The following is a 20,916-nucleotide window of genomic DNA, read 5'->3' on the forward strand; positions in this document are numbered from 1 at the left end:
GGTCACGTGTGGGAAGCGCGGACCCCGCGGGGCTAGGGCGGGGCGTCCCGTGCAGTCACCGTGTCCGGAGGGAGATCACTTCCGGCGCAGCTCGGCGACTAGGTTGCGCCAGCCGTCGGTGGTCCGGAGGGTCTTGACGTCAACGGACCGCAGGGACTGCCAGTTCATGTTGCGCAGGGAGTCCCAGCTGAACGCCGTGTCGTTCTCGGCGTCCTCGCCGTCCTTGGCGGAGGCGTGCTGGCCGAGGGGGCGGTTGCGCTTGGCGAGGAAGGCCACGGCCAGGGCGGGGAGCAGCGCCAGCGTGAGGACGCCGGCGGCCATCGGCAGGTCATTGCCGGCCAGGGTGGCCCCGGACAGGTCGTTGGCGGCGGTCCCGGTCTCGAAGGCGGTGTGCGCCTGCTCGTCGCTCTTGGACTGCTGGTCGACCTTCTCGGCCTTGCGCTGCGCGAGCTCGGCCTGCTCCTTGGCTTCGGCCTTCTTCTTGGCGGCCTCAGCCTTCTTCTTTTCGGCCTCGCGCTTCTTCTTCGCTTCGGCCTTCTTCTTTTTCTCGGCCTCGCGCTTCTTCTTCTCCGCCTCGTCGTCCTTCTTCGCGGACGCGGGGATCGGAGAGACGGCGTTGTCGCAGGTCTCCGAGCCGCTCATGGGCTGGGGCGCACCTGGGGTGCCGTGGCCGTCGCCCCAGGAGGTGATGTAGTACTCGACGTCGATGTGGCCGTTGCCACCGGAGACGGTCAGGCTGTTGGTGTTCCAGGACTGGCCGGTCAGTTCGGCGAAGGTCTTGCCGTCGAGGTCGAGGAGGACGTTGCAGCCCTCGGCGGGAGCGCCGGGACCGCGGTCGCCGACGAAGAACTCGGCCTTCTTGCCGTTGTAGACGACGTAGCCCTCGGTGCCGAGCGGCCAGCTGGGGCTGGCGGCCAGGCCCTTCTGCATCGGCTCGCCCGATGCGGGGGCGCCCGTGTCGCCGTTGATCCCGGAACCGTCGTCCCAGAAGTAGGACGCTTTGACCTTGCCGTACTGCACAGGATTAGAACTCATCGATAGATACCCAGGTCGGAGACAGGGCCGAGAGAGACCGGGGCACGACGAAGACAGATTCCGCCCACGGGTGTGGACACACAGGAATCAGCTGCGTGAGTGCTTGTGGTGGGGCCGCCTGACTGGATCGCCAGACGTGTGGGGCCGTGCTCGCGGATGGGGACCGCGAGTCGAGGGGCAGGCGCTCAGCAGCGCGGCCCGGCCCGTGGGAGAAAGGGGTCTCGTGTCACCCGGGGCGTCATGAGCCTCGGGGCTCGGCATCGGTGTGATCCCATCGGCGCACATCCGCACCGCACATCGGAATCACGAACCGATCACGAGGACTCTAACCAACGAAAAGGTAAAATGCACGCGGTTCAAAGGTAAAACCGCAGATCAGGCGTGATCCACACGGGTCGGACAAAGGGTAAAACGCCTGCGTTGGCGGGCGATCCGGCGCCGCGACACACCAAAAAAGGGGCACTCATCACACCGACGAGTGCCCTTCGTCTCACAAGAATCACGTGGTGAACTCTTGACCTACTGGTAAGTAACTGTTCAAGAGTCATGTGACCTGCGCCCGTTCGGCGAACCGAGGGTCGCGCCACTCACCGGTCCGCACCACCTCCACCAGCGCCGTGGCGGCGTCGAAGACGTCCACGTAGCGCAGGTAGAGCGGGGTGAATCCGAAGCGCAGCACATCGGGCGCGCGGAAGTCGCCGATCACGCCACGGGCGATCAGCGCCTGCACGGTCGGGTACCCCGCCTCAGGGTCGGGGTGGGACAGCGCCACCTGGCTGCCGCGCCGCTCCGCGTCGCGCGGTGTCACCAGGCCCAGACCGGCCGGTGCGGTCAGGTCGATGAACATCTCCGTCATCGCCACGCTCTTCTCGCGGACCCGCCGCATGTCCACCCGGGCGAACAGGTCCAGGCTCGCCTCCAACGCGGCGTCGGCGACCAGGGGCTGGGATCCACTGAGGAAGCGGCTGGCGGTGTCGACCGGGACGTAGTCGCCGGTGAAGTCGAAGGGGCGGGCATGCCCGTGCCAGCCGCTGAGGGGCTGGCGGGCGGTGGCGTGGTGGCGTTCGGCCACATAGCTGAAGGCGGGGGCGCCCGGACCGGCGTTGAGGTACTTGTAGGTGCAGCCCACGGCGAAGTCCGCGCCCCACGCGGAGAGCTCGATGGGCACCGCGCCCACGCTGTGGCACAGGTCCCAGATCATCAGGGCACCGCTGTCGTGCACCATCCGCGTGATTCCGGCCATGTCGCGCAGCGCGCCCGTGCGGTAGTCGACGTGGCTGAGGAGGACCGCGGCGACGTCGCCCGCGGCCAGCGCCTCGGCCAGTTCCGGCCCGTCGGGGTCGACCCGGCGCTCGGTGGCCCCCATCAGTTCCACGGCGCCCTGGGTGATGTAGAGGTCGGTGGGGAAGTTGCCGGTCTCCCCCACCACCACGCGGCGGTCGGGCGCAAGCCGCAGCGCCGCGATCACCGCCTTGAAGAGGTTGGCGGAGGTGCCGTCGCCCACGACCACCTCGTGCGGCGCCGCCCCCACCAGCGGGGCGAGCTTGGCGCCCAGGGTGCGGGGCTTGTCCCACCACCCGGCGGTGTTCCAGCTCTTGACGAGGTCGCGGCCCCACTCGCGCTCGATGAGGTCGGCCACGCGTCCCGGCGCGGCCTTGGGCAGCGCGCCCAGGGAGTTCCCGTCGAGGTAGATGACGCCGTCGGGGAGGACGAACTCGTCTCGGAAGGGGGCCAGGGGGTCGGCGGCGTCCAGCTTCGCGCAGTCCTCGCGCGTGATCTGCGTCATCGTCACTTCCTCGGGGTCTGGCCGGCCGTGCGCCCGCCGCTGTCGTGTTCGTCACTCACCTGGCCGCCGCGCTCCGACTCACATGGCGGTGCGCAGCGACCACAGTTCGGGGAAGACGTCCTTGTTCGCGTGCTCGGCCAGCCACTCCAGGCCGCTGGATCCTCCCGTACCCGGTTTGGCGCCCATGGACCGCTTCACCGCCATCAGGTGGCGGTGCCGCCACCGGGTGACGCGCTCGGCCGTGTCGAGCAGGGCCTCGGCCAGGGCGAGCAGCTCGTTGTCGGGGCGGTCGTCGGCGTAGACCTCGGCCCAGGCGCGTTCCACGCCGGGGTGCGGCGTGTAGCGCTCGGACCAGTCGCGCTCCACCCGCTCAGCGGGGACCGGCAGGCCGCGCCGGTGCAGCAGCCGCAGGGCCGCGTCGTACAGGCTCGGCTCGGCCAGGGCGCGCTCCAGCTCGGCGCGCACGCCGGGCAGGGCGGCGTAGGGCTCGATCATCCGCTCGGACTTGTTGCCGAGCAGGAACTCCAGGTGGCGGTGGGCGAAGGAGTGGAAGCCGGAGGCCTCGCCGAGGGCGTCGCGGAACCGGTTGAACTCGGTGGGGGTGAGCGATGCCAGCAGCTCCCAGGAGTTGGCCAGCACGTCCTGGGCCTCGGCACCGCGCTTGAGCGCCGCGAGGGCCGCAGGGACATCGTCGGCGTCGAGCGCGTCGCGGGCCTGCTCCCAGCGCTGCCGGATCAGCGTGAACAGCAGCTCCATGACCTGGGTGGTGATGATGAACGAGACTTCGGCCGGTTCGTCGGTGCGGGGCCGCTGCAGGTCGTGCAGGGTGTCGACCCCGCCGTAGCGGACGTACTCGACTGCCTGGTCGACGGTGGTGGTGGGCCTGCCCCGGTTGCGGGCCGCACGGGCGGCGCGCTCCCGCTCGGCTGCCGGTGCCGCGGTGTCGACCATCGTTTCCCACCTCTTCTCGCGGCACGCCGTCCCGCGTCGCCGCGTCCGTGCGCCGGGGCGCGACCGACACGTCGCCAGACCGCGCCGCCCGGCGATCGATCTCCGTTGTGACCTAAACCTCAGGATGCTGCAGACAGGCGCGGAGAGAGAAGGGCCAGTACTTGCCATTTGGCAGGATCGGCTTAACAATCGTTAGGGATTTTCCCGTCTGACTTGACGATCGGAACGGATATGGAGAGCGTCGACTGGCGGATCCTCGCCGAGCTCCAGGCCGACGGGCGGCTGTCGTTCAACGAGCTGTCCCGACGGGTGAACCTGTCGGCTCCGGCCGTGGCCGAGCGCGTGCGCCGCCTCCAGGACTCCGGCGTGATCACCGGATACCACGCCCACGTCGATCCGGCGGCGGTCGGACTGCCCGTAACCGCGCTGGTGCGGATGGAGTGCTTCGGGCCGCTGTGCCTGCTGCGCGACGAGGCGGCGATGGCCCTTCCGGAGATCCTGCAGCTGCACCGCGTCACCGGCGACGCCTGCTGCGTCCTGTTCATCGGGGTGACCTCGATGGCCCACTTCGAGGAGGTCATCGACCGCCTCGCCGAGCACGGCCGCCCGTCGAGCACGATGGTGCTGTCCAGCCTGGTGCCGTGGCGGGCCGTCACCCGCCCGGATTGATCCTGCCCCGTCGGCACGGCCGACAGGGCAGGCGGGACGCCGCGCGGTCAGGCGTTGATCCGGCGCATCGAACCGACGCCGAGGGACAGCGCGAGCACGGCCACAGCGACGGCCACCGCGGAACCGATCGCGATGGACGGATCGGTGAAGTGCCCGGCGAACAGTGCGCGCTCGGCCTCGACGACGTGGGTGACCGGGTTGAACCGGGAGACGATGTACAGCCACGTCGGCCCCTGCTCCATGGGCAGCAGCAGGCCCGAGGTGAGGATCAGCGGCATGATGACGGTCTGCAGCAGCGCGGCGAACATGTGCTCCACCTTGAGCACCATGGCGAGCAGGTAGGAGAAGGTGCCCAGCCCCACCCCCAGGACAGCCAAGAGCAGGAGACCGACCAGGACGCCGAGGGCCGATGCCCGAAATCCGAAGGCGGTGACACCCACGAGGAGGACGACCGCCTGGATGAGCAGCACGACGACGTCCCGCATCACCCGGCCGAGCAGCAGCGCGACCCGGCTGGTGGGCGTGGCGAGCAGCCGTTCGTGCGAGCCGTTGCGCAGCTCGGGCAGGAGCCCGAACCCGGCGAACGCCGTGCCGAACAGGCCGAGCATGGCCAGGATGCCGCGAAAGCCAAGTCCGGGGATATCGACATCCAAGGCGGCGGCGCGCCTCCCCGCCGAGAGTGGCGGGAAGGCGCTGGGATCCGGTTACTCGAAAGGCGACCGCCAAATGAGCGGTCCGGGGCCCTTCTCCAGACCGACGCAGACAAGCGTGAGGGTGCCGCAGGTAGCGCTATAGATGGTGCAGCCGCTCAACGTGTATCCACCGCGAATGATCGGCACGTGATGGGCAGCCGCCCATGCGCGCAGGTCGGCCATGTCGGCAACCTCGCGGATCTCGCAGTAGGTGGTCACCACGATCCCACCCCCGCTGCCCGTTCGAGGAGGCGGGATGCTTCGTCCGTGGACAGCTTGCACTCTCGGATCAGGGCTCGGCGCGCTTCGCCATAGGGGGCGCCCAGGCGAACGATCCGGCCGCCGCGGCCGCGGACGGTGAACCGCTGAAGAAGCGGAAGTTCCGGGTCATAGCTGACGGTGATGTCGCCGAACCTGGTCGAACTGATCGCGGAGGTCATCGGATCGCCCCCAGGGCCCTCAGCATGGCCAGTCCGGCGAACCGTCGGAAGTGGCGGGCTTCGCTGGCGCGGCGGTGTTCGAGCACCGTGATGTAGGGGCGGATCCGGCGGCTCCGCCGCGATGGCAGGATGGACATTGTCAACAGAGCTCCGTTCTGTTGGCCAAGCCCCGGGCCTGTGGCGCAGGCGCCGGGGTCTTCCTGTCCTCACTGTTCTTCGCGGAGCTGGATTTGGGATCTGCCTATCTGTAGGCCATTTTGTAGGCCACCATGAAGGCATGGCCCCCGAGACCTTTCCCCAGATGCTCAAGCGCCACCGCACATCCCGCCGATGGTCGCAGCAGCGCTTCGCCGAGGCGCTGTGTGAGGCATCCGGCCGTTCCACCGTGACGCGGCAGGAGGTCTACCGCTGGGAGACCGGACGCCGCGTCCCGAAGTTCTGGCTTCCCCACATCGCGACCGTGCTCGGCGTGGCCAGAGAAGAGTTGGAGGACGCAATTGCGGCAGCGGCCGCGCCGTCGCCTCCGACCCTCGACGACATCCTTCCGGGGAAACCGCCGGTCGCCGACCTGTCACCGGCCGGCCGCCGGATCGGGAAAACGGCGGTAAATCGCCTGAGCGCACGCGTGCACGCACTCAGGCTTGCCGACGACGTGCTGGCAGGACACGACTTGATCGATCCCGCATTCCGCGAACTGGAAGCGGCCGTCGTTCTCTTGGCCGACAGCACGTACTCAGAGTCGGTCGGCAACGGTCTTCGGGTGGCCGTGGGCGAACTGGCACAGATCGCCGGATGGATCGCGTCCGACGCTGGCCGACACAGCCAGGCCGAACGCACCTACCGTCTGGGGTTGTCGGCCGCGCGCGAGGCGGGAGATGCCACCCTCGCCGGGCAGCTCGCAGGATCGCTCGCCTACCAGTGGTCGAACATCGGCCGGGAGTTCGACGGCGCCGCGTTGGCTGAAGCTGCCCTGGAAGAAGCGGGCCCCACCGCACCGCCGCGTGCCCGCGCCCTGTTCTGGGACCGGATTGCATGGGCCCACACCAAGACTGGCGACGCACGTTCGGCCATGCGCGCGCTGGGGGAAGCGTCCGACGCTCTCTCAGATCATGGCGAGGAAGACGACCCCGCGTGGCTCTATTGGGTGGACGCCGGTGAGCTCCAGGTCATGGAAGCCCGGGCCTACACGGAGCTTCGGCGCCCGTTGCGCGCGGTCCCCCTGCTCAACGACGTTCTGTCTCGCTACGACGCCACGCACACGCGGGAGATGGCGCTCTACCTGTCGTGGTTGGCGGTGGCATACGCGGATGCCAACGAGCCCGAACAGGCGGCCGACATCGCGCGCCAGGTGCTGGAGCTGTCGGCTGACCTGGGCAGCGACCGCACCGACGAGCGGACCAAGGTAGTGCGGGCGTCACTGGAGCCTTTCCGCGACATACCCGAAGTCCGGGAAGCCCTCGGTGCCGCATAGGGGTCCTACGGCGCCGCCATCGCATGGGACGAGGAGGCACCAAGGGCACCTTCCGCCGGGCGGACACGGCGCCGTGGGGCACGGCCTGCAGGGCAGGCGGTCTGCTGGGCGGCCTTGTCGGTGGGCGTCTTTCCGGTGTTCTTGGGTGAAAAGCGGCACCGAGGGCGGAGGGGGCTGGGGAGCACCGGTCCCCTGGCGGGTGCGGCGGGGCGGGGCCAGCAGCGGTGGCCCGCGCGCCGGTCACCTCCCCGGTCGAGCGGTGGGGGCGGCGGCGACGAGGGGTGGGGTCGGGCGCCCCTGATCGGTAGCCGGGCGAGCCATACGGGCGGGCCGAAAGTCGGATTGCGGGCCGCCGGACTCCGGGTATGCTCGGTTTGCCACAATCCCCGTGATGGCACGGCGAGGCGAGCGCTTTGCCCTGTTTGACCTGGTCGGCGCAGGATGGATTCGTTGATCTCGGGACAGTGCGCCAAATCCCAGCGGTTTTTTGGCGCACTGTCCCGAGATCAACACAGGCGCGGACATAACGGGCCTAAAGCGAGCGTTTTCCCGCCCTGGGCCACCCACCCCACGCCGCTGGACGACCACGGCGCCCCACCCCCACCGGCCGTCGGTGCCGCTTTTCACCTCAGGACACCGGAGGAGCGGACCGGGCCGACCCAGCAGACCCCGGGACCCGCCCGCGATGACCGCCGGAATTCTGTCGATTTCCGGCTGCTTCCGACGGAATCCCCGTGATCACCGGCGGAGGAGGCCCAGAGCAGGGCGATCCTCCCGCATCACGGAAGCTGTCTCACGCGAAGCGGAACCCCCGCGTTTCGGCCGTCCAGAGGGAACAGATCCGCCTGCCCGCGCCCCTGCGGCTGCCCGGCGCCCGGGCAGCGTGTCCCGCCCGGTCGGTGACCGTGGTGCCCCACCCCTACTCCTCGTCGGTGCCGCCTTCCCCTCCCCGCCGGGAACCTTCACACCGCGCATGCCCCGACGACCGCCCGGCCCCGCTGAACCCGCCGGGGGGACTGGCGCCCCCAACCCTCTTCGCCCTCAGTGCCGCTTTTCACCACAGAACATCGGAGGAGCGGACCGGGCCGACCCAGCAGACCCTGGCGTCCGACTCCGGACGTGACAGGGATGATCACGGGGATTCTCCCGGCAAAACGTACAGAACCGGGTCAGGTGCCGTGATTACCGCCAGGTCAGGCCCATGGCAGGGCACCTCTGCTGTATCGGGGGATGGTCTTCACACGAAGCGGAACCATGAGGCTGCGATCGACCACACGGCGTCTACGGCAGCTTGTACTCCCGCTGCCCCAGCAGGGCGACGCGGCCGCCGACCTCGACTGTGCCGTCGGGGCCGGGGCGTACGTCGATGCGTGAGCCCACGCCCTGACGGATGATGAGCGGGCGTTGGAGCCGCTGGCCGAGGCGCAGCGCGGCGGCGCCAGTGGCCTCGTCTTCGACGATGCCCATCCTACCGGGGAAGACGCGCACCCGCACGCGCCCGGCGGTCTCGTCCTCCCAGGCCCACACGTGCAGGTCGGTACCGGGTTCGCCGCCCTCCAGCGCGTCGACGTCGGCGGCGGAGTCGAGCTGGCGGGTGTCGAAGACCGGAGCGCCGTCGGGATCGGCGCGGATCCAGGTCAGATCGCCCTCGGCCCAGGTGGCGACGGGTCCGGCCGGAGGGTTGAGGGTGTCGAGCCCGCGCCCGTCTCGGCGCAGCAGCCAGGACGTCCCGACCAGGGGGTGTCCGGCCAGCGGCAGTTCGACGGCGGGGGTGTGGATGTGCAGTCGGCCGGTGGCGGGGTCTTCCAGGAAGACCGTCTCGGCGTAGCCGAGGTCGGCCGCGATCGCCTGGCGGGTCTCAGCGGGCAGGCCGGGGCGGTCGAGGAAGACGCCGAGCTCGTTGCCGCCGGTGTCGCCGTCGCCAAGGAAGACGGTCGCGATGTGGAGGGTGGTGGTCTCGCTCATGTTCGCCACCCTGCCAGATTTGATCTTGAAGCACTAGTTAATTCTTTTTGCAGAAAGAGTTGAGCAGGCGTAAATAGAGGACGCCACCAGGGCATCAACGACGCCAACGCGCCCAGGTCGCACGGCGACGCGGCCGCCCCTGGCCGTCCCTGGCTGGCCGTCCAGCAGGCGCTCCGCCGATGTGACGCCGGAGACCGACGCACCCGGGCTCAGCAACTCCTCGACCAGCGTCGAGCACCCGCGCCTCTCCGTCCCTCCAACCGACGCGGCGTGGACTGTGAGGAACATCCAATATCGCAGGGGAATCCGTCGCCACTAGTATCGTGTTCTGAGCATTGAGCTGATGATGGGACCTTTACTGAATCCTTCTCCTCATAGTCCCCGCGCCCACCGGACACCCCCTGCCGAGCCCCTCGCGGCCCCGCACGTCCAGTGAGTGCGACACGCGCCGACCGCGCCGTGCCGCCGCGCCCGTCAGCGCCCGGAAGACTGTAGAGAACTGGAGTTCCATGTCCCCTCTGGCAACGCTGCGCCGCATGCACACCATCGCCGGAGCCCCCCTGCTGATCGCCTCGTTCCTCGCCCGACTCCCCGTGTCGATGTCGCTCATCGGCACGCTCACCCTCGTCACCACGCAGGTCGGCAGCGTGGCGGCGGGCGGCGTGGTCTCCGGGGCACTGGCCCTCGGCGAGGCCGTCGGCGGGCCGGTCATCTCCCGCTTCGCCGACCGGCACGGGCAGCGCCCGGTGGTGCTGCTCACGTCGCTCGTCGACGCCGCCCTGCTCGTCGTCCTGGTCGCGGCCGTCTTCGCCGGTGCCCCCGTGTGGCTGCTCGCCGCGCTCGCGGCGCTGGCCGGGCTGAGCATGCCCCAGATCGGCCCGCTGGCCCGGTCGCGGTGGATCGCCCTGGCCAAGCGCCGCGGCCAGGACCGCGACCGGTCCATCGCCGCCGCCCTCTCGGTCGAGGGCGTCCTGGACGAGACCGGGTTCGTCATCGGACCGGCGGTCGTCGGCCTGCTCGCGGTGCTCGCCGACCCCGCCGTCAGCGTCCTGGGCGCGGCCGTGCTCATCGGCGTGTTCGGGTCGGTGTTCGCCGTCCACCCGACCGCGCTGCCCGGCACCCCCGTCGCGCCTGGCGAGGACGGCCTGGTCCGGCCGGGGCTGCTCGTCTTGATCCTGCCCATGTTCTGCCAGGGACTGTTCTTCGGCGGCGCCGCCACCGGCGTCACCGCCTACACCCAGAGCATGGGCCACGCCGACCTGTCCGGCCTGATGTACGCCGTCATGGGCGTGAGCAGCGCGACCGCCGGGCTGCTGATGGCGTCGGTGCCCGCGTGGGTGGCGCTGACCACCCGGCTGCGCGTCGCCGCCACGGGCCTGGGCCTGCTGTCGCTCCCGCTGTTCCTCGCGCCCGGGCCGGTCGCTCTGGCCGCCGCGATGTTCCTGATGGGGTGCGCCATCGGCCCGCACATCGTCACGATCTTCGCTCTGGCCGAGCGCGCCGCGCCACCGGCCCGGCTCGGCCAGGCGATGACGCTCATCGTGAGCAGTCTGATCCTCGGCCAGGCCTTGGGCTCCGTGGTCGCGGGCCACGCCGCCGAGCGGTTCGGATTCCACGGCGCGTTCCTGCTCGCCACCGCGGCCGCGTTCATCGCGGCCCTGGTCGCGACCGGGATCGTGCGCTCCCGCTGGTACACGGCGGCGGAACGGCAGGAGCAGCCCGCGCGGGTGTGACGGCTCGGGGGGCGTGAGCCGGTGTGAAAGCCACGCGCCACGCCCCTCACCCAGCGTGACAGTCCTCATAAGCGGGCCGCCCGCACGGTTGCGCACACCACTCCCGCGCTCTGGCACCGACCGCGATTCCCCTGGTGAACGGGGCTTTTATGGAGCGCGGGCGGGTACACACATCCCTGTCGGGACATCGATCCGTCCCGACCGCGTTAAACACGCGTTAACAGCTGCCTGTCCACCCGGAATGGAGGCGTAAGCTCGGCAATTGTGCTTACGCTGTTCCCTCCCCGCAAACTTCGGATGCAGGACCGCCGAAGAGAGGATTCCGTGCCTAGTGTGACCGGTCTCGCGCACCTCACGCTCTCCGTGCGTGACCGCGACGCAAGCATCGCCTTCTACCGCTCCGTCCTGGGCTTCAAAGAGCACAAGACGCGCGACGGAAAGCGGTGGCTGCACACCGAGTGCCGCCACCCGAGCGGCGTGGTCCTGGGGTTCACCCAGCACGAGGACCACTTCAAGGCCAGGTTCGACCACCGGCACGCCGGGGTGGACCACATCGCCTTCCAGGTGAGTTGCCTGGGCGAGCTGGAGGGCTGGGAGGAGCGACTCACCGAGCTCGACATCGACCACTCGCCGGTCGTGCACTCCGACCACGGCTCGATGCTCAGCTTCGCCGACCCCGACGGCATCCAGCTCGAACTGTACTGTCCGGCCGAGCTGGACACCGGCGAGGACTGATCGGCTCCGGCCGCTCCCACCCCGCAGACACACCGCATCAGCGCGCTGGAGGACCGCCTACTCCGGCGCCACCAGCTTCAGTTCCACTTCCCGGGCGCGCATCTCCTCGACCGCTGATTGCGGCAGGCGGTCGTCGGTGACGATGAGGTCGAACTCCTCCAGCCGCGCGACCCGGAACGTGCCGAACTTCCCGTACTTCGTGCTGTCGACGGTCAGCACGCTCTTCGAGGCGATCCGCAGCAGCTGCTGCTTGGCCACCACCTTGGCCTCCGAGGGGGTGGTGGACCCGCGCTCGACATCCCACGAGCTGCTCGCGATAAACGCGATGTCCACGTTGACCTTGCTGAGGAAGTCGGCGGTGAACTGGCCCACCGACGAGTGGTCGGCGTGCGAGACCAGGCCGCCGGTGTGGATCAGCTCGATGTTCGGATACTCCATGAGGTGCCCGACGACGTTGAAGTCGTTGGTCACGACGGTCAGCCCCACCTTGTCGGTGAGCATCGGCACCATCTGCAGTGTGGTGGTACCGGCGTCCAGGAAGATCGTGAAGTTGTCCCGGACCAGCTCCGCCGCCGCCCGGGTGATGGCGCGCTTGGCCGGTACCTCCAGCTGGGCCTTGGCCAGGTAGGAGGGCTCGCTCTTGAGGCGGGCGGCCAGGCGCACGCCGCCGGTGACCGACAGCACCTTGCCGTCGTTCTCCAGCGCCTGGATGTCCCGCCGCACCGTCATGTGCGAGACGGCCAACATCGACGTGAGCTCGTTGATACTCAGAACGTGGCGTTCCTGCAAGAGCTTGAGGATGTGCTCGCGACGCTGGTCGGGGATCATCGTTCGCCTTCGGTATCGGTTCGTCGTGCGTGTTCACGAGTGTGACCGACGCACTTCCTACACCAGCAGTTTCCCAGGTCCCGACGGCGTGGCGGGGCGGTGGTGCGGGTGACGCGGCTCGCATCGGCGCGGCGCCCGACCTTTCACCGCGTTTTCGCCGGTCTTCCCTACATCGGGGCACTGACTTTGGCACGCTTGTCGCACGTCCCCCCTCGGGGGCACCGTCAGTCCACCCCCACCGCCACGGTGGTAACGGAGGTCCGGAGATGACGCTGGCGATCGCGCACCGCGGTGACACCACGGGATTCCGCGAGAACACCCTTCCCGCCATCAGGTCGGCCATCGACCACGGCGCCCACATGGTCGAGATCGACCTCGATCGCACGTCCGACGGGCACGTCGTGCTGATGCACGCGGAGGCCCAGGGGCGCCTGTGGGCGCTGCCGCGGCCCATCACCGAGATGACGCTGGCCGAGATCGCGTCGCTCGGTGTCGAGGTCGAGCAGCGCATCCCCACGCTGATGGAGGTGCTGGCGGCGGTGTCCTACCCGCGCCCGACCCAGCTCATGCTGGTGGCCAACTCGGTGGACACCGTGCTGGCCGCCGACAACCTGGTGCACGAGCACGGCATGGCCGACCAGGTGCTCTACTCGGGGTCGGTCGAGGCGCTGCGCGCGATCCGGGCGCGGCGGCCCTCGGCGGGCCTGGTGCTCACCTGGGACCGGCCCGCGTTGCCCCCGGCGGAGCTGTGGCAGACCCTGCGGCCGCGCTACTACAGCACCCAGTACCGACTGCTCACCCGCGATCTGGTGACCGAGGTGCACCGGCATGGATACGGCCTGGCCGCGTGGATGGTGAACGACTTTCCGGAAATGGCGCGGCTCATCGGCATGGGCGTCGACGCGATCATCACCGACCACATGACCGAACTGGTGAAACTCACGGGCGACCTGAACGGTCAGGGCGCCTCTCAGGAGTTCACCGTCGCCCCGTCCGCCCCGTCCTCAGGCCATGATCAGCAGTCGCGCGGCAGCAATGGCGTCAATGGGGTGACGGCCGGACGCAGAACATCCCTCACTTCCGGAACACAGGGTGGTGGTCCCACGATTTCCGAGCCCCGATTTCACGTTCTGGAGTGAATCGGCGTGAGAACGGCGCTATCCTCGAAATCGATTCGTAACCGGATCAGCCACACCCCTCGACCGCGCCTCGCCCACCGGCCGGCGCAGCCCAGAGATGATCATGACGGCCGACCTCTCACCACATGACACACGCCTGGCCGATCACACCCTGGACGCAGCGACGACCCTCTTCGCACGTCACGGTCCGCACGGCCTCGGCATGGCCTCACTCACCCGGGAGATCATCGAGCGAACCGGTACCGACATCATCGAATTCCGCCGGGCTTTCCCCACCCGGCTGGATCTCATGTACGCCGTCGCCCTGCGTTCCACACGGGAATTGGTGGCCTGCCAGATTTCCGATTCCTCACCTTCCGAAACCCCCGTCACGCGCCTTTCCCATCTGATCCGCCGACATATCGACCACTGCTGGAAACACCGGACCGAGGAGGAGCTGCGGCGCACGCTGCTCCCCACGCTCCGCGCCATCCACCCGGTGCGCTACCGGGAGCTCTCCGAACAATTACGCCTCTACCGCGAGCACATCCGCGAGATCATCGCCGACGGCGTCGATGAGGGCCGGTTCTGTGTCGCCGGTCCCGGCATCGCGGCCGGAACGGTGCTGGAGACCCTGGAGTCCATCCTCAACTGGTACGACCCCGAGGGCGGGCTCTCCCTGCCCGAGCTGGGCGACGTCTACGTCGACCTGGTCATCCACCACCAGCTGGGGTGCCCGCGACGGTGACGGCGTGCGGCCGCCCGCACCCCCGCCCAGGGCGGCCCGCACACGCCCCACCGCTCGGCGCGGGGGTCCTCAGCCCACCAGCGTCTTGACCGCGGTCCCCAGCGCGCTGAGCGCGGTCTTGGCGTCGGCGAGGTACATCCGTGTCCGGGGATCGGTGTAGAGCTCGTTGTCGATCCCCGCGTAGCCGTGCCCCAGTGACCGCTTCACCACGATGACCGTCTCGGCCCGGTCGACATCCAGGATCGGCATCCCGGAGATCGGCGTCCCCGGGCGGCGCGCGGCCGGGTTGGTCACGTCGTTGGCGCCGACGACCAGGGCGACGTCGGCGCGGTTGAACTCGGGGTTGATCTCGTCCATCTCCCGCATCTGGGCGTAGGGCACCTTCGCCTCGGCCAGGAGCACGTTCATGTGGCCGGGCATCCGTCCGGCCACCGGGTGGATCGCGTAGTCGATCCGCACCCCGCGCTCCTCCAGCAGCTCGGCGAGTTCGTGCAGCTCGTGCTGGGCCTGGGCGGCGGCGAGCCCGTAGCCCGGGACGATGATCACGCGTCCGGCGTAGGCGAGGCGGATCGCGGCGTCGTCGGCATCGATGGTGCGCACGCCCTCGCCCGCGCCGCCGGGGAGCGCGGCCGCTGCGTCACCGGTGCCGTAACCGCCGACGAGGATGGCGCGGATCGGCCGGTTCATGGCGTCGGCCATCAGCTTGGTGAGGATGCCGCCGGAGGCGCCGACGAGGGCACCGGCGATGATGAGCATGGAGTTGCCGATGACGAACCCGGCCATCGCGACCGCCACCCCGGTGCAGGCGTTGAGCAGGGAGACGACGACCGGCATGTCGGCGCCGCCGATGGCCAGCACGACGAGCACGCCCAGGGCGAGGGCGGCGAGCACCATCACCAGGAGCGCGAGCGCGCCGCCGGGGCCGGCGAGGAGGAATCCGGCGGCGACCACGATGACGGCCGCCACCAGCGCGTTGACGGCGCCGCGCAGCGGCAGCAGCAGGGGCTGGCCCGCCACCCACCCCTGCAGCTTGGCGGAGGCCACCAGCGACCCGGAGAAGGCCACGGTGCCGATGACGACGTCGAGCGTGACGGCGGTGGTCGCCGCCGCGGTGAGCTCCCCTGCGGGTCCGCCGAAGCGCAGGTAGTCGTGGAGGCCGATGAGGGCCGCGGCACCACCGCCCACCGCGTTGAAGAGGCTGACCAGCTGCGGCATGGCCGTCATGGCGACCCTGCGTGCCGCGTACAGCCCGGCGCCGGTCCCGATGAGGGTGCCCAGGACGATCATCGTCCACCCGACGGGGGTGACGGTGCCCGAGGCGAGGATGATCGCGAGGGTCACGACGACGGCCGCCCACATGCCCGCGGCGGACAGGAGGTTGCCGCGCCGGGCCGTGGCCGGGGAGTTCATCAGGTGCAGTCCCACGACGAAGCAGGTCGCCGCGGCCAGGTAGACGAGGCGGACGGCGATGTCCAGGGCGCTCATCGGTCTCCTCCCCCACCCGTGTCCGTCCCGGTCCGGTCGGGGGCGTCGGCGCGGCGCGGAGCGCGGAACATCTGCAGCATCCGGTCGGTGACCACGTAGCCGCCGACGGCGTTCATGGCGGCGAACGCGGTCGCCACCAGGACGAGCGCGTAACCGGCCGGGGTGTCGGCGGTGACGGCGATGAGCATCGCGCCGACGAGGACCACGCCGTGGATGGCGTTGGCGGCCGACATCAGCGGGGTGTGCAGTGTCGCCGGGACGCGGCTGATCACCTCGAAGCCGACCAGCAGGCTGAGGAGGAAGACGGTGAGGTCGTCAAGCGCTCCGGGGACCATACCCGCCTCCGTCGAGGGTCGTGTCGGCCGCGGTGTGCGTGTCGGGCGGCTCGTCCGAATCGGGTGCCAGCGCGGCGACGGCCTTGGCGGCGGCCGGGTGCATGACGCCGCCCTCGTGCGTGATGACGACCCCGGCCTGGATCTCGTCGTCGAGGTCGATGTGCAACCGGCCCTCCCGGGTCATGTGGGTGAGCAGCGCGCCGATGTTGCGGGCGTAGGCCTCGGAGGCGGCCCGCGGGACGGTGGCGGCCAGTTCGGCGGCGCCGATGACGGCGACGCCGTTCTTGGTGTAGGTGGTCTCGCCGGGTCGGGAGCCGTACACGTTGCCGCCGAGCGGCCCGGAGGCGAGGTCCACGGCCACGGCGCCGGGGCGCAGGGCCCGCAGCGCGTCCTCGTCGACGAGCAGCGGCGGTGGTCCGCCGAGGACCTGGGCGGTGGCGATCACGATGTCGAAGCGGCCCATGACGGCGGCGAGCGCCTCCCGTTGGGTGCGCTGCTCGTCGCCGGTGAGCGCACGAGCGTAGCCGCCGCTGGCGGTCGCCTCGGTGACCGCCGGCAGATCCAGGGTGTCGGCGCCCAGCGAACGGATCTCCTCCTGGGCCTCGGGGCGGACGTCGTAGCCGGAGACGACGGCGCCGAGGCGGTGGGCGGTGGCGATGGCCTGGAGTCCGGCCACGCCCGCGCCGAGTACCAGGATCTGGGCGGGGCGTGCCACCCCGGCGGCGGTCATGAGCAGGGGGAGGTAGCGGTCGTAGGCCTCGGCGGCCACGATCACGGCCTTGTATCCGGCGACGCTGGCCTGGGAGCTGAGCGCGTCCATGGTCTGGGCGCGGCTGAGCGTGCGCGGTACCCCGTCGAGGCTGATGGCGGTGATCCCGGCGGCGGCGAGGTCGCGGATGAGGCGGGGCTCGGCCAGGGGGCGCAGCAGGCCCATGAGCGCCTGCCCGGGGCGCAGCAGCCGCAGCACCGCAGGGTCGGGTGCGGTGACCGAGAGCAGGACGTCGGCCCGCGCGTAGAGGTCCTCTTCCGAAAGAACGGACGCTCCCGCGTCCGTGTAGTCCTGGTCGGTGTAGCGGGCGCCTGCGCCCGCCCCGGCCTGCACCAGCACCTCGAATCCGGCGCCGCGCAGCCCGGCCACGGCCGTCGGCACCACCGCCACCCGCCGCTCCGCGGGTGCGGTCTGCCGGACGACTCCGGCCCACAGGGTCGACACGGCCATATCGGCTACCTCCGCTGGAGAGGTACCCATCGTGCGCGGTCCGGATGCGTGGCCGCTTTCGGCCGACGCCGCCGTCGCCCCTGTGGACGGCGCGGTACAGCGCGTGCGCCGCCGGTTCTAGGCCGCGGTCTCGGGGACGGCGAAGGCCGCCCAGACGACCTTGCCCCGGCCGTCGATGATGTCCCAGCCCCAGCCGGAGCTGAAGGAGTCGATGAGCGGGAGGCCGCGCCCGCCCTCGGCGTACTGGGTGGGGTCGTTGCGTACCGGGGGTTGGCGGCTGGGGTCGACCACCATGCAGGTCACGTGGGCCTCGTCGCGGGCCATGCCGAACTGGATCGACCACTGGGACAGGGAGCCGCCGACCGTGGGGACCGCGTGGCGGCAGGCGTTGGTGACCAGTTCGGAGACGACCAGGCGGGCGTCGGGGGCCATGGTGTCCAGCCCCCAGCCGCGGAGCACGGTGCCGGTGAAGTCCCGCGCCACCTTGACCGAGGCGGGGTGGAAGCCGAGTCCGTGCTGGGCCGTGGCCGTGTCGATGACGTGGTGCCCGATGGGCAGAGGTGGGGTCGACAGGCTCCACCGGCCGTGATCAGCGGCGTGGGCGTGGCTGCCGACGTACGGGCGGGTCAGCCCGGTGAAGAGGTCATCGGGTCGGGAGTATGCAGAGTGCGCATTCATCGCGTTCCTTGCATCGTCGGACTCTTCGCGCCACATGGTCCTGCTTGCACCCCGTCCGTACGTTCTTTCATGTGTAAGCACGGATGCATGTGCATCACGCAGTCTAGTGCGCAGTGAGTGCAAGATCCTACTTGGGACCCCTTTGTTATTGGTCGTTCAATGATCGGGGGATTCGAGAGGGTTGTCCCGTGCACCACCGTTGAACGTGTTTACCCAGTTCAGTTCTGTTCACTCACGTTCGATTCGGACATCCACCCCTCCACGCCACGAAGTACGTACGGGATGAACTTTTTCATGGAACCACCCCCCGTAGGCCCGTCCGACGCCACCCCCGCGCCACGCCCGACTTGTTGTCGATGCAACCATTTGACACATTCCGTCGCCGTTGGCGTAGTTTGCAAGAGCAACTGCCGATGTAAGCACGGATGCACGTGCACGCAGCGATCCCACGGCGACGATGCCCCGGGATCCGCCGCCGACCGGCGCGAACTCCGATCCCCGGATCACCACCCAACGAGGAGGCACAGATGCAGCAGGCCTACAACGGCATCCCCGCCGCCGACCTGAACGGCGCCGAATGGCTCAAGAGCAGCCTCAGCAACCCCGACGGCAACTGCGTCGAACTGTCCCGGCTGCCCGGCGGAGAGTTCGCCCTGCGCAACTCCCGGCACCCGCACGGACCCGCCCTCATCTACACACCCGCGGAGCTCGCGGCGTTCGTCAAAGGGGCGAAACAGGGAGATTTCGACCACCTCATCGAGGCCGCCACAATCGATTGAGCATTGTCGCTCCGGCATACTTCTGATTCACTGACCGGGGTTCGGCCACGCCAGGAGGGCAGATGGACAGCAGACGGGCGGAGGCGGACACGCCTGCCGCCGACGTACTCACCCCCTCGCGGGGCGGACCGACCGTGCTGCGTATCCTCCTCGGCACCCAGCTGCGCCGCCTGCGCCAGGCCAAGGGCATCTCGCGGGAGGACGCCGGCTATGAGATCCGGGCCTCCCACGCCAAGATCAGCCGGCTCGAACTCGGCCAGGTCAAGTTCAAAGAGCGCGACGTCGCCGACCTGCTGACCCTCTACGGCGTGACCGCCCAGGAGGAGCGCGACGCCCTGCTGACGCTCGCCCGCCAGGCCAACACGCCCGGATGGTGGCACAAGTACAGCGACGTCCTTCCCTCCTGGTTCGAGGTCTATATCGGCCTGGAAGAGGCCGCGGCCGTCATCCGCACCTACGAACTCCAGTTCGTCCCCGGCCTGCTCCAGGCGGAGGAGTACGCGCGGGCCGTCATCATGCTCGGGCACGGCGGCGACCCGGTCGAGGAGGTCGACCACCGGGTCCGGCTGCGGATGACCCGCACGGAGCGCCTCACCGGCCCCAACCCGCCCAAGCTCTGGGCGGTGGTCGACGAGGCCGCGCTGCGCCGCCCCATCGGCGGCCCGGCGACCATGCGGGCCCAGATCGAGCACCTCATCGAGATGGCCACCCTGCCCAACATCACGCTGCAGATCATCCCGTTCCACAAGGGCGGCCACTCGGCGGCGGGCGGGCCGTTCAGCATCCTCCGGTTCACCGAGAGCGACCTGCCCGACGTGGTCTACCTCGAACAGCTGACCAGCGCGGTCTACTTCGACAAGCCCGACGACACCGACCGGTACATGGAGGTCATGGACCGGCTGTGCCTCGAGGCGCTCTCGGCCCCCGAGTCCGCCCGCTACCTCGCCACGATCCTCGACGACTTCCGCTGAGGGGACGGCTTCGAGCGCGGCGCGAGCACCGAGCGGCCTCACTCCTCCGCGCTGTCGAGCGGGCCGATCCGACCGACGACGCGCCAGTACACCGGGACTTCGCACACGCCCTCGTCCGCGGGGCCGACCTTCTGGCACCCCGGCCCCGGCGGGTCCATCGGACGCTTCAGCAGCACCTCCACCGCGTAGCCCGTGCGGGGGCCACCGGTCAGGCCGATCCCCTGGATCCGGGGATCGGCGCCGAACCGTTCGCGCAGCAGGCGCTTGGCCACGCGGGCCTGGTGGAGGGTGATCACGCGCCGGCCAGCCGGGCGTTGAATCCGTCGAGCACCGCGGTGATGGGGTTGGCGTAGGTCAGCCCGGTGCCGTCGGGGCCGCCGAACCGGCTGCCCGCGAACAGCAGCCCCACCGCCGCGCGCCCCTCACTCGTCCAGATCAGCGACCCGGAGTCGCCGCCGTCGCTGAATGCGCCGTCGCGCCCGGAGATCTCCAGTTGGTCGTCGAAGAGCAGCTCGCCGTGGGAGAAGTTGATGCGCAGGCCGTCCACCTCGAAGGCGGTGATCCGGCCGCGGGTGTGGCCGGTCGTCCGGCCGATCTTCTCCACGGTCACGTCCTCGGTGGGGCCCTCGTCGATCGTGGTGACGGGACCGCCCGGGTACCGCTCGGCGTCGTGCCCGACGCCCGCGTCGATCCGCGCGATGGCGGCGTCGACAAGGTTGATCCGCTCGGTGCTGAGCTCGCTCATGGCGACGAGCTCACCGAACCGGTCCTGCGGGTCCAGCCCCCGGTCCGCGACGCCCGGCTGCAGCGCCGCGTCCCCGGGCCGGGCCTTGCCGCTGTCGCCCAGCACGTGGTTGTTGGACAGAGCGTGCACCGCGCCGTCGACGACCACGAATGCCCCGAGCGTTCCGGCCGTGATGTCCGGATGCCCCACCGAGCAGCCGGGGATCAGGGGGCGCTGACTCTTTTGGAGCTCCTCGGGACTGAGCGCCTCGGGCAGCGCCCGGATCTCGCCGACCTCGACGACGTCGACCTCGTCGCGGGCCTCGGCGGCGATACGCGCCAGCAGGGGTTGAGCCGACGCCGTGTCACGCACCCGCACCGCGAGCACGTAGGTATGGGGGGCGGTGCGCTCGACGCCGACGGCGAGCCACGGCACCTCCGTGCCGACCGCTAGGCTGGTGGCCCGCTCGCGCAGGGACCGCTTGAGTTCTCGGCAGGAATCCAGATGCATGCGGCTCCTTAGATCAGGGGTCAACAGTTGATATGACAACCACG

Annotated in this window: 23 protein-coding genes; 8 read left to right on the forward strand and 15 right to left on the reverse strand. The window is 70.0% G+C overall.

Annotated features, from left to right (window positions below; translation table 11 throughout):
- Positions 1-75 precede the first annotated feature (75 nt).
- The 3 genes from CDO52_RS28230 to CDO52_RS19585 all read right to left on the reverse strand — a co-directional run bounded on the left by CDO52_RS28230 (position 76) and on the right by CDO52_RS19585 (position 3,772).
- Complete coding sequence (locus CDO52_RS28230; RefSeq protein ID WP_232524255.1) at positions 76-1,035, reverse strand: hypothetical protein; 960 nt, start codon at positions 1,033-1,035, stop codon at positions 76-78.
- Positions 1,036-1,579: 544 nt separating this feature from the next.
- Entirely contained in the window at positions 1,580-2,821 is a 1,242-nt protein-coding gene (kynU, locus tag CDO52_RS19580; protein WP_017619240.1) for a kynureninase, read from the reverse strand.
- Between the two features lie 78 nt (positions 2,822-2,899).
- Positions 2,900-3,772 (reverse strand): tryptophan 2,3-dioxygenase, encoded by an 873-nt coding sequence (locus CDO52_RS19585; protein ID WP_017619241.1) that lies wholly within the window; start codon positions 3,770-3,772, stop codon positions 2,900-2,902.
- A gap of 231 nt (positions 3,773-4,003) precedes the next feature.
- On the opposite strand from CDO52_RS19585, the gene CDO52_RS19590 reads away from it, so the two are divergent.
- Positions 4,004-4,441 (forward strand): Lrp/AsnC family transcriptional regulator, encoded by a 438-nt coding sequence (locus CDO52_RS19590; RefSeq protein WP_017619242.1) that lies wholly within the window; start codon positions 4,004-4,006, stop codon positions 4,439-4,441.
- Between the two features lie 47 nt (positions 4,442-4,488).
- Here CDO52_RS19590 and CDO52_RS19595 read toward each other — a convergent pair whose 3' ends face one another.
- From CDO52_RS19595 to CDO52_RS28235, 4 genes are read right to left on the reverse strand one after another with little or no spacing between them, the layout of a single operon-like run.
- Positions 4,489-5,094: an ABC transporter permease gene (locus CDO52_RS19595; RefSeq protein WP_017619243.1), complete on the reverse strand. Its 606-nt coding sequence runs from the start codon at positions 5,092-5,094 to the stop codon at positions 4,489-4,491.
- A 51-nt stretch (positions 5,095-5,145) separates the two neighbouring features.
- Complete coding sequence (locus CDO52_RS19600; protein WP_152471655.1) at positions 5,146-5,355, reverse strand: hypothetical protein; 210 nt, start codon at positions 5,353-5,355, stop codon at positions 5,146-5,148.
- Entirely contained in the window at positions 5,349-5,573 is a 225-nt protein-coding gene (locus CDO52_RS19605) for a hypothetical protein (RefSeq protein ID WP_017619245.1), read from the reverse strand. Before CDO52_RS19605 ends, CDO52_RS19600 begins: the two co-directional genes overlap by 7 nt.
- A complete protein-coding gene (locus tag CDO52_RS28235) occupies positions 5,570-5,710 on the reverse strand; it encodes a hypothetical protein (RefSeq protein WP_017619246.1) in 141 nt (46 codons plus the stop codon). The genes CDO52_RS19605 and CDO52_RS28235 overlap by 4 nt, the downstream gene beginning before the upstream one ends.
- Positions 5,711-5,850: 140 nt before the next feature.
- Between CDO52_RS28235 and CDO52_RS19610 the strand changes: the two genes are divergently transcribed.
- Positions 5,851-7,044 (forward strand): helix-turn-helix transcriptional regulator, encoded by a 1,194-nt coding sequence (locus CDO52_RS19610; protein WP_017619247.1) that lies wholly within the window; start codon positions 5,851-5,853, stop codon positions 7,042-7,044.
- 1,281 nt (positions 7,045-8,325) lie between these two features.
- On the opposite strand, the gene CDO52_RS19615 is transcribed toward CDO52_RS19610, so the two are convergent.
- Positions 8,326-9,009: a PhzF family phenazine biosynthesis protein gene (locus CDO52_RS19615; protein WP_033300596.1), complete on the reverse strand. Its 684-nt coding sequence runs from the start codon at positions 9,007-9,009 to the stop codon at positions 8,326-8,328.
- A 509-nt stretch (positions 9,010-9,518) separates the two neighbouring features.
- Here CDO52_RS19615 and CDO52_RS19620 point away from each other — a divergent pair.
- Positions 9,519-10,742, forward strand: a complete 1,224-nt coding sequence (locus CDO52_RS19620; RefSeq protein WP_026125902.1) for an MFS transporter — start codon at positions 9,519-9,521, stop codon at positions 10,740-10,742.
- Positions 10,743-11,066: 324 nt separating this feature from the next.
- Positions 11,067-11,477 (forward strand): VOC family protein, encoded by a 411-nt coding sequence (locus CDO52_RS19625; RefSeq protein ID WP_026125903.1) that lies wholly within the window; start codon positions 11,067-11,069, stop codon positions 11,475-11,477.
- A gap of 57 nt (positions 11,478-11,534) precedes the next feature.
- On the opposite strand, the gene CDO52_RS19630 is transcribed toward CDO52_RS19625, so the two are convergent.
- Complete coding sequence (locus CDO52_RS19630) at positions 11,535-12,305, reverse strand: DeoR/GlpR family DNA-binding transcription regulator (protein WP_094932601.1); 771 nt, start codon at positions 12,303-12,305, stop codon at positions 11,535-11,537.
- A 266-nt stretch (positions 12,306-12,571) separates the two neighbouring features.
- Here CDO52_RS19630 and CDO52_RS19635 point away from each other — a divergent pair, with 266 nt between their 5' ends.
- Together CDO52_RS19635 and CDO52_RS19640 are read left to right on the forward strand one after the other, a co-directional pair.
- Positions 12,572-13,444: a glycerophosphodiester phosphodiesterase gene (locus tag CDO52_RS19635; RefSeq protein ID WP_017619251.1), complete on the forward strand. Its 873-nt coding sequence runs from the start codon at positions 12,572-12,574 to the stop codon at positions 13,442-13,444.
- Between the two features lie 103 nt (positions 13,445-13,547).
- Positions 13,548-14,171, forward strand: a complete 624-nt coding sequence (locus tag CDO52_RS19640; RefSeq protein WP_026125904.1) for a TetR/AcrR family transcriptional regulator — start codon at positions 13,548-13,550, stop codon at positions 14,169-14,171.
- Positions 14,172-14,240: 69 nt separating this feature from the next.
- On the opposite strand, the gene CDO52_RS19645 is transcribed toward CDO52_RS19640, so the two are convergent.
- The 4 genes from CDO52_RS19645 to CDO52_RS19660 all read right to left on the reverse strand — a co-directional run bounded on the left by CDO52_RS19645 (position 14,241) and on the right by CDO52_RS19660 (position 17,888).
- Positions 14,241-15,656 carry an NAD(P)(+) transhydrogenase (Re/Si-specific) subunit beta gene (locus CDO52_RS19645; protein WP_017619253.1) on the reverse strand — a complete coding sequence of 472 codons (1,416 nt, stop codon included), beginning with the start codon at positions 15,654-15,656 and terminating at the stop codon, positions 14,241-14,243.
- A complete protein-coding gene (locus CDO52_RS19650; protein WP_017619254.1) occupies positions 15,653-15,991 on the reverse strand; it encodes an NAD(P) transhydrogenase subunit alpha in 339 nt (112 codons plus the stop codon). Before CDO52_RS19650 ends, CDO52_RS19645 begins: the two co-directional genes overlap by 4 nt.
- On the reverse strand, positions 15,972-17,210 hold the full coding sequence (locus tag CDO52_RS19655; RefSeq protein WP_017619255.1) for an NAD(P) transhydrogenase subunit alpha: 1,239 nt from the start codon (positions 17,208-17,210) through the stop codon (positions 15,972-15,974). Before CDO52_RS19655 ends, CDO52_RS19650 begins: the two co-directional genes overlap by 20 nt.
- A 117-nt stretch (positions 17,211-17,327) precedes the next feature.
- Positions 17,328-17,888, reverse strand: coding sequence for an ATP-binding protein (locus tag CDO52_RS19660; RefSeq protein WP_017619256.1), 561 nt, complete (start codon positions 17,886-17,888; stop codon positions 17,328-17,330).
- 527 nt (positions 17,889-18,415) lie between these two features.
- Between CDO52_RS19660 and CDO52_RS19665 the strand changes: the two genes are divergently transcribed.
- Both CDO52_RS19665 and CDO52_RS19670 read left to right on the forward strand, forming a co-directional pair.
- On the forward strand, positions 18,416-18,667 hold the full coding sequence (locus CDO52_RS19665; protein WP_017619257.1) for a DUF397 domain-containing protein: 252 nt from the start codon (positions 18,416-18,418) through the stop codon (positions 18,665-18,667).
- A gap of 62 nt (positions 18,668-18,729) precedes the next feature.
- Positions 18,730-19,638 (forward strand): helix-turn-helix domain-containing protein, encoded by a 909-nt coding sequence (locus tag CDO52_RS19670; RefSeq protein WP_017619258.1) that lies wholly within the window; start codon positions 18,730-18,732, stop codon positions 19,636-19,638.
- 38 nt (positions 19,639-19,676) lie between these two features.
- Here the strand turns inward: CDO52_RS19670 and CDO52_RS19675 are convergent, their stop codons facing one another.
- Positions 19,677-19,934: a hypothetical protein gene (locus tag CDO52_RS19675; RefSeq protein WP_017619259.1), complete on the reverse strand. Its 258-nt coding sequence runs from the start codon at positions 19,932-19,934 to the stop codon at positions 19,677-19,679.
- Positions 19,931-20,872: a chymotrypsin family serine protease gene (locus tag CDO52_RS19680; protein WP_017619260.1), complete on the reverse strand. Its 942-nt coding sequence runs from the start codon at positions 20,870-20,872 to the stop codon at positions 19,931-19,933. Before CDO52_RS19680 ends, CDO52_RS19675 begins: the two co-directional genes overlap by 4 nt.
- Positions 20,873-20,916: the final 44 nt, after the last annotated feature.

Source organism: Nocardiopsis gilva YIM 90087 (assembly GCF_002263495.1).
In the GTDB taxonomy this organism is placed as follows: Bacteria; Actinomycetota; Actinomycetes; order Streptosporangiales; family Streptosporangiaceae; genus Nocardiopsis_C; species Nocardiopsis_C gilva.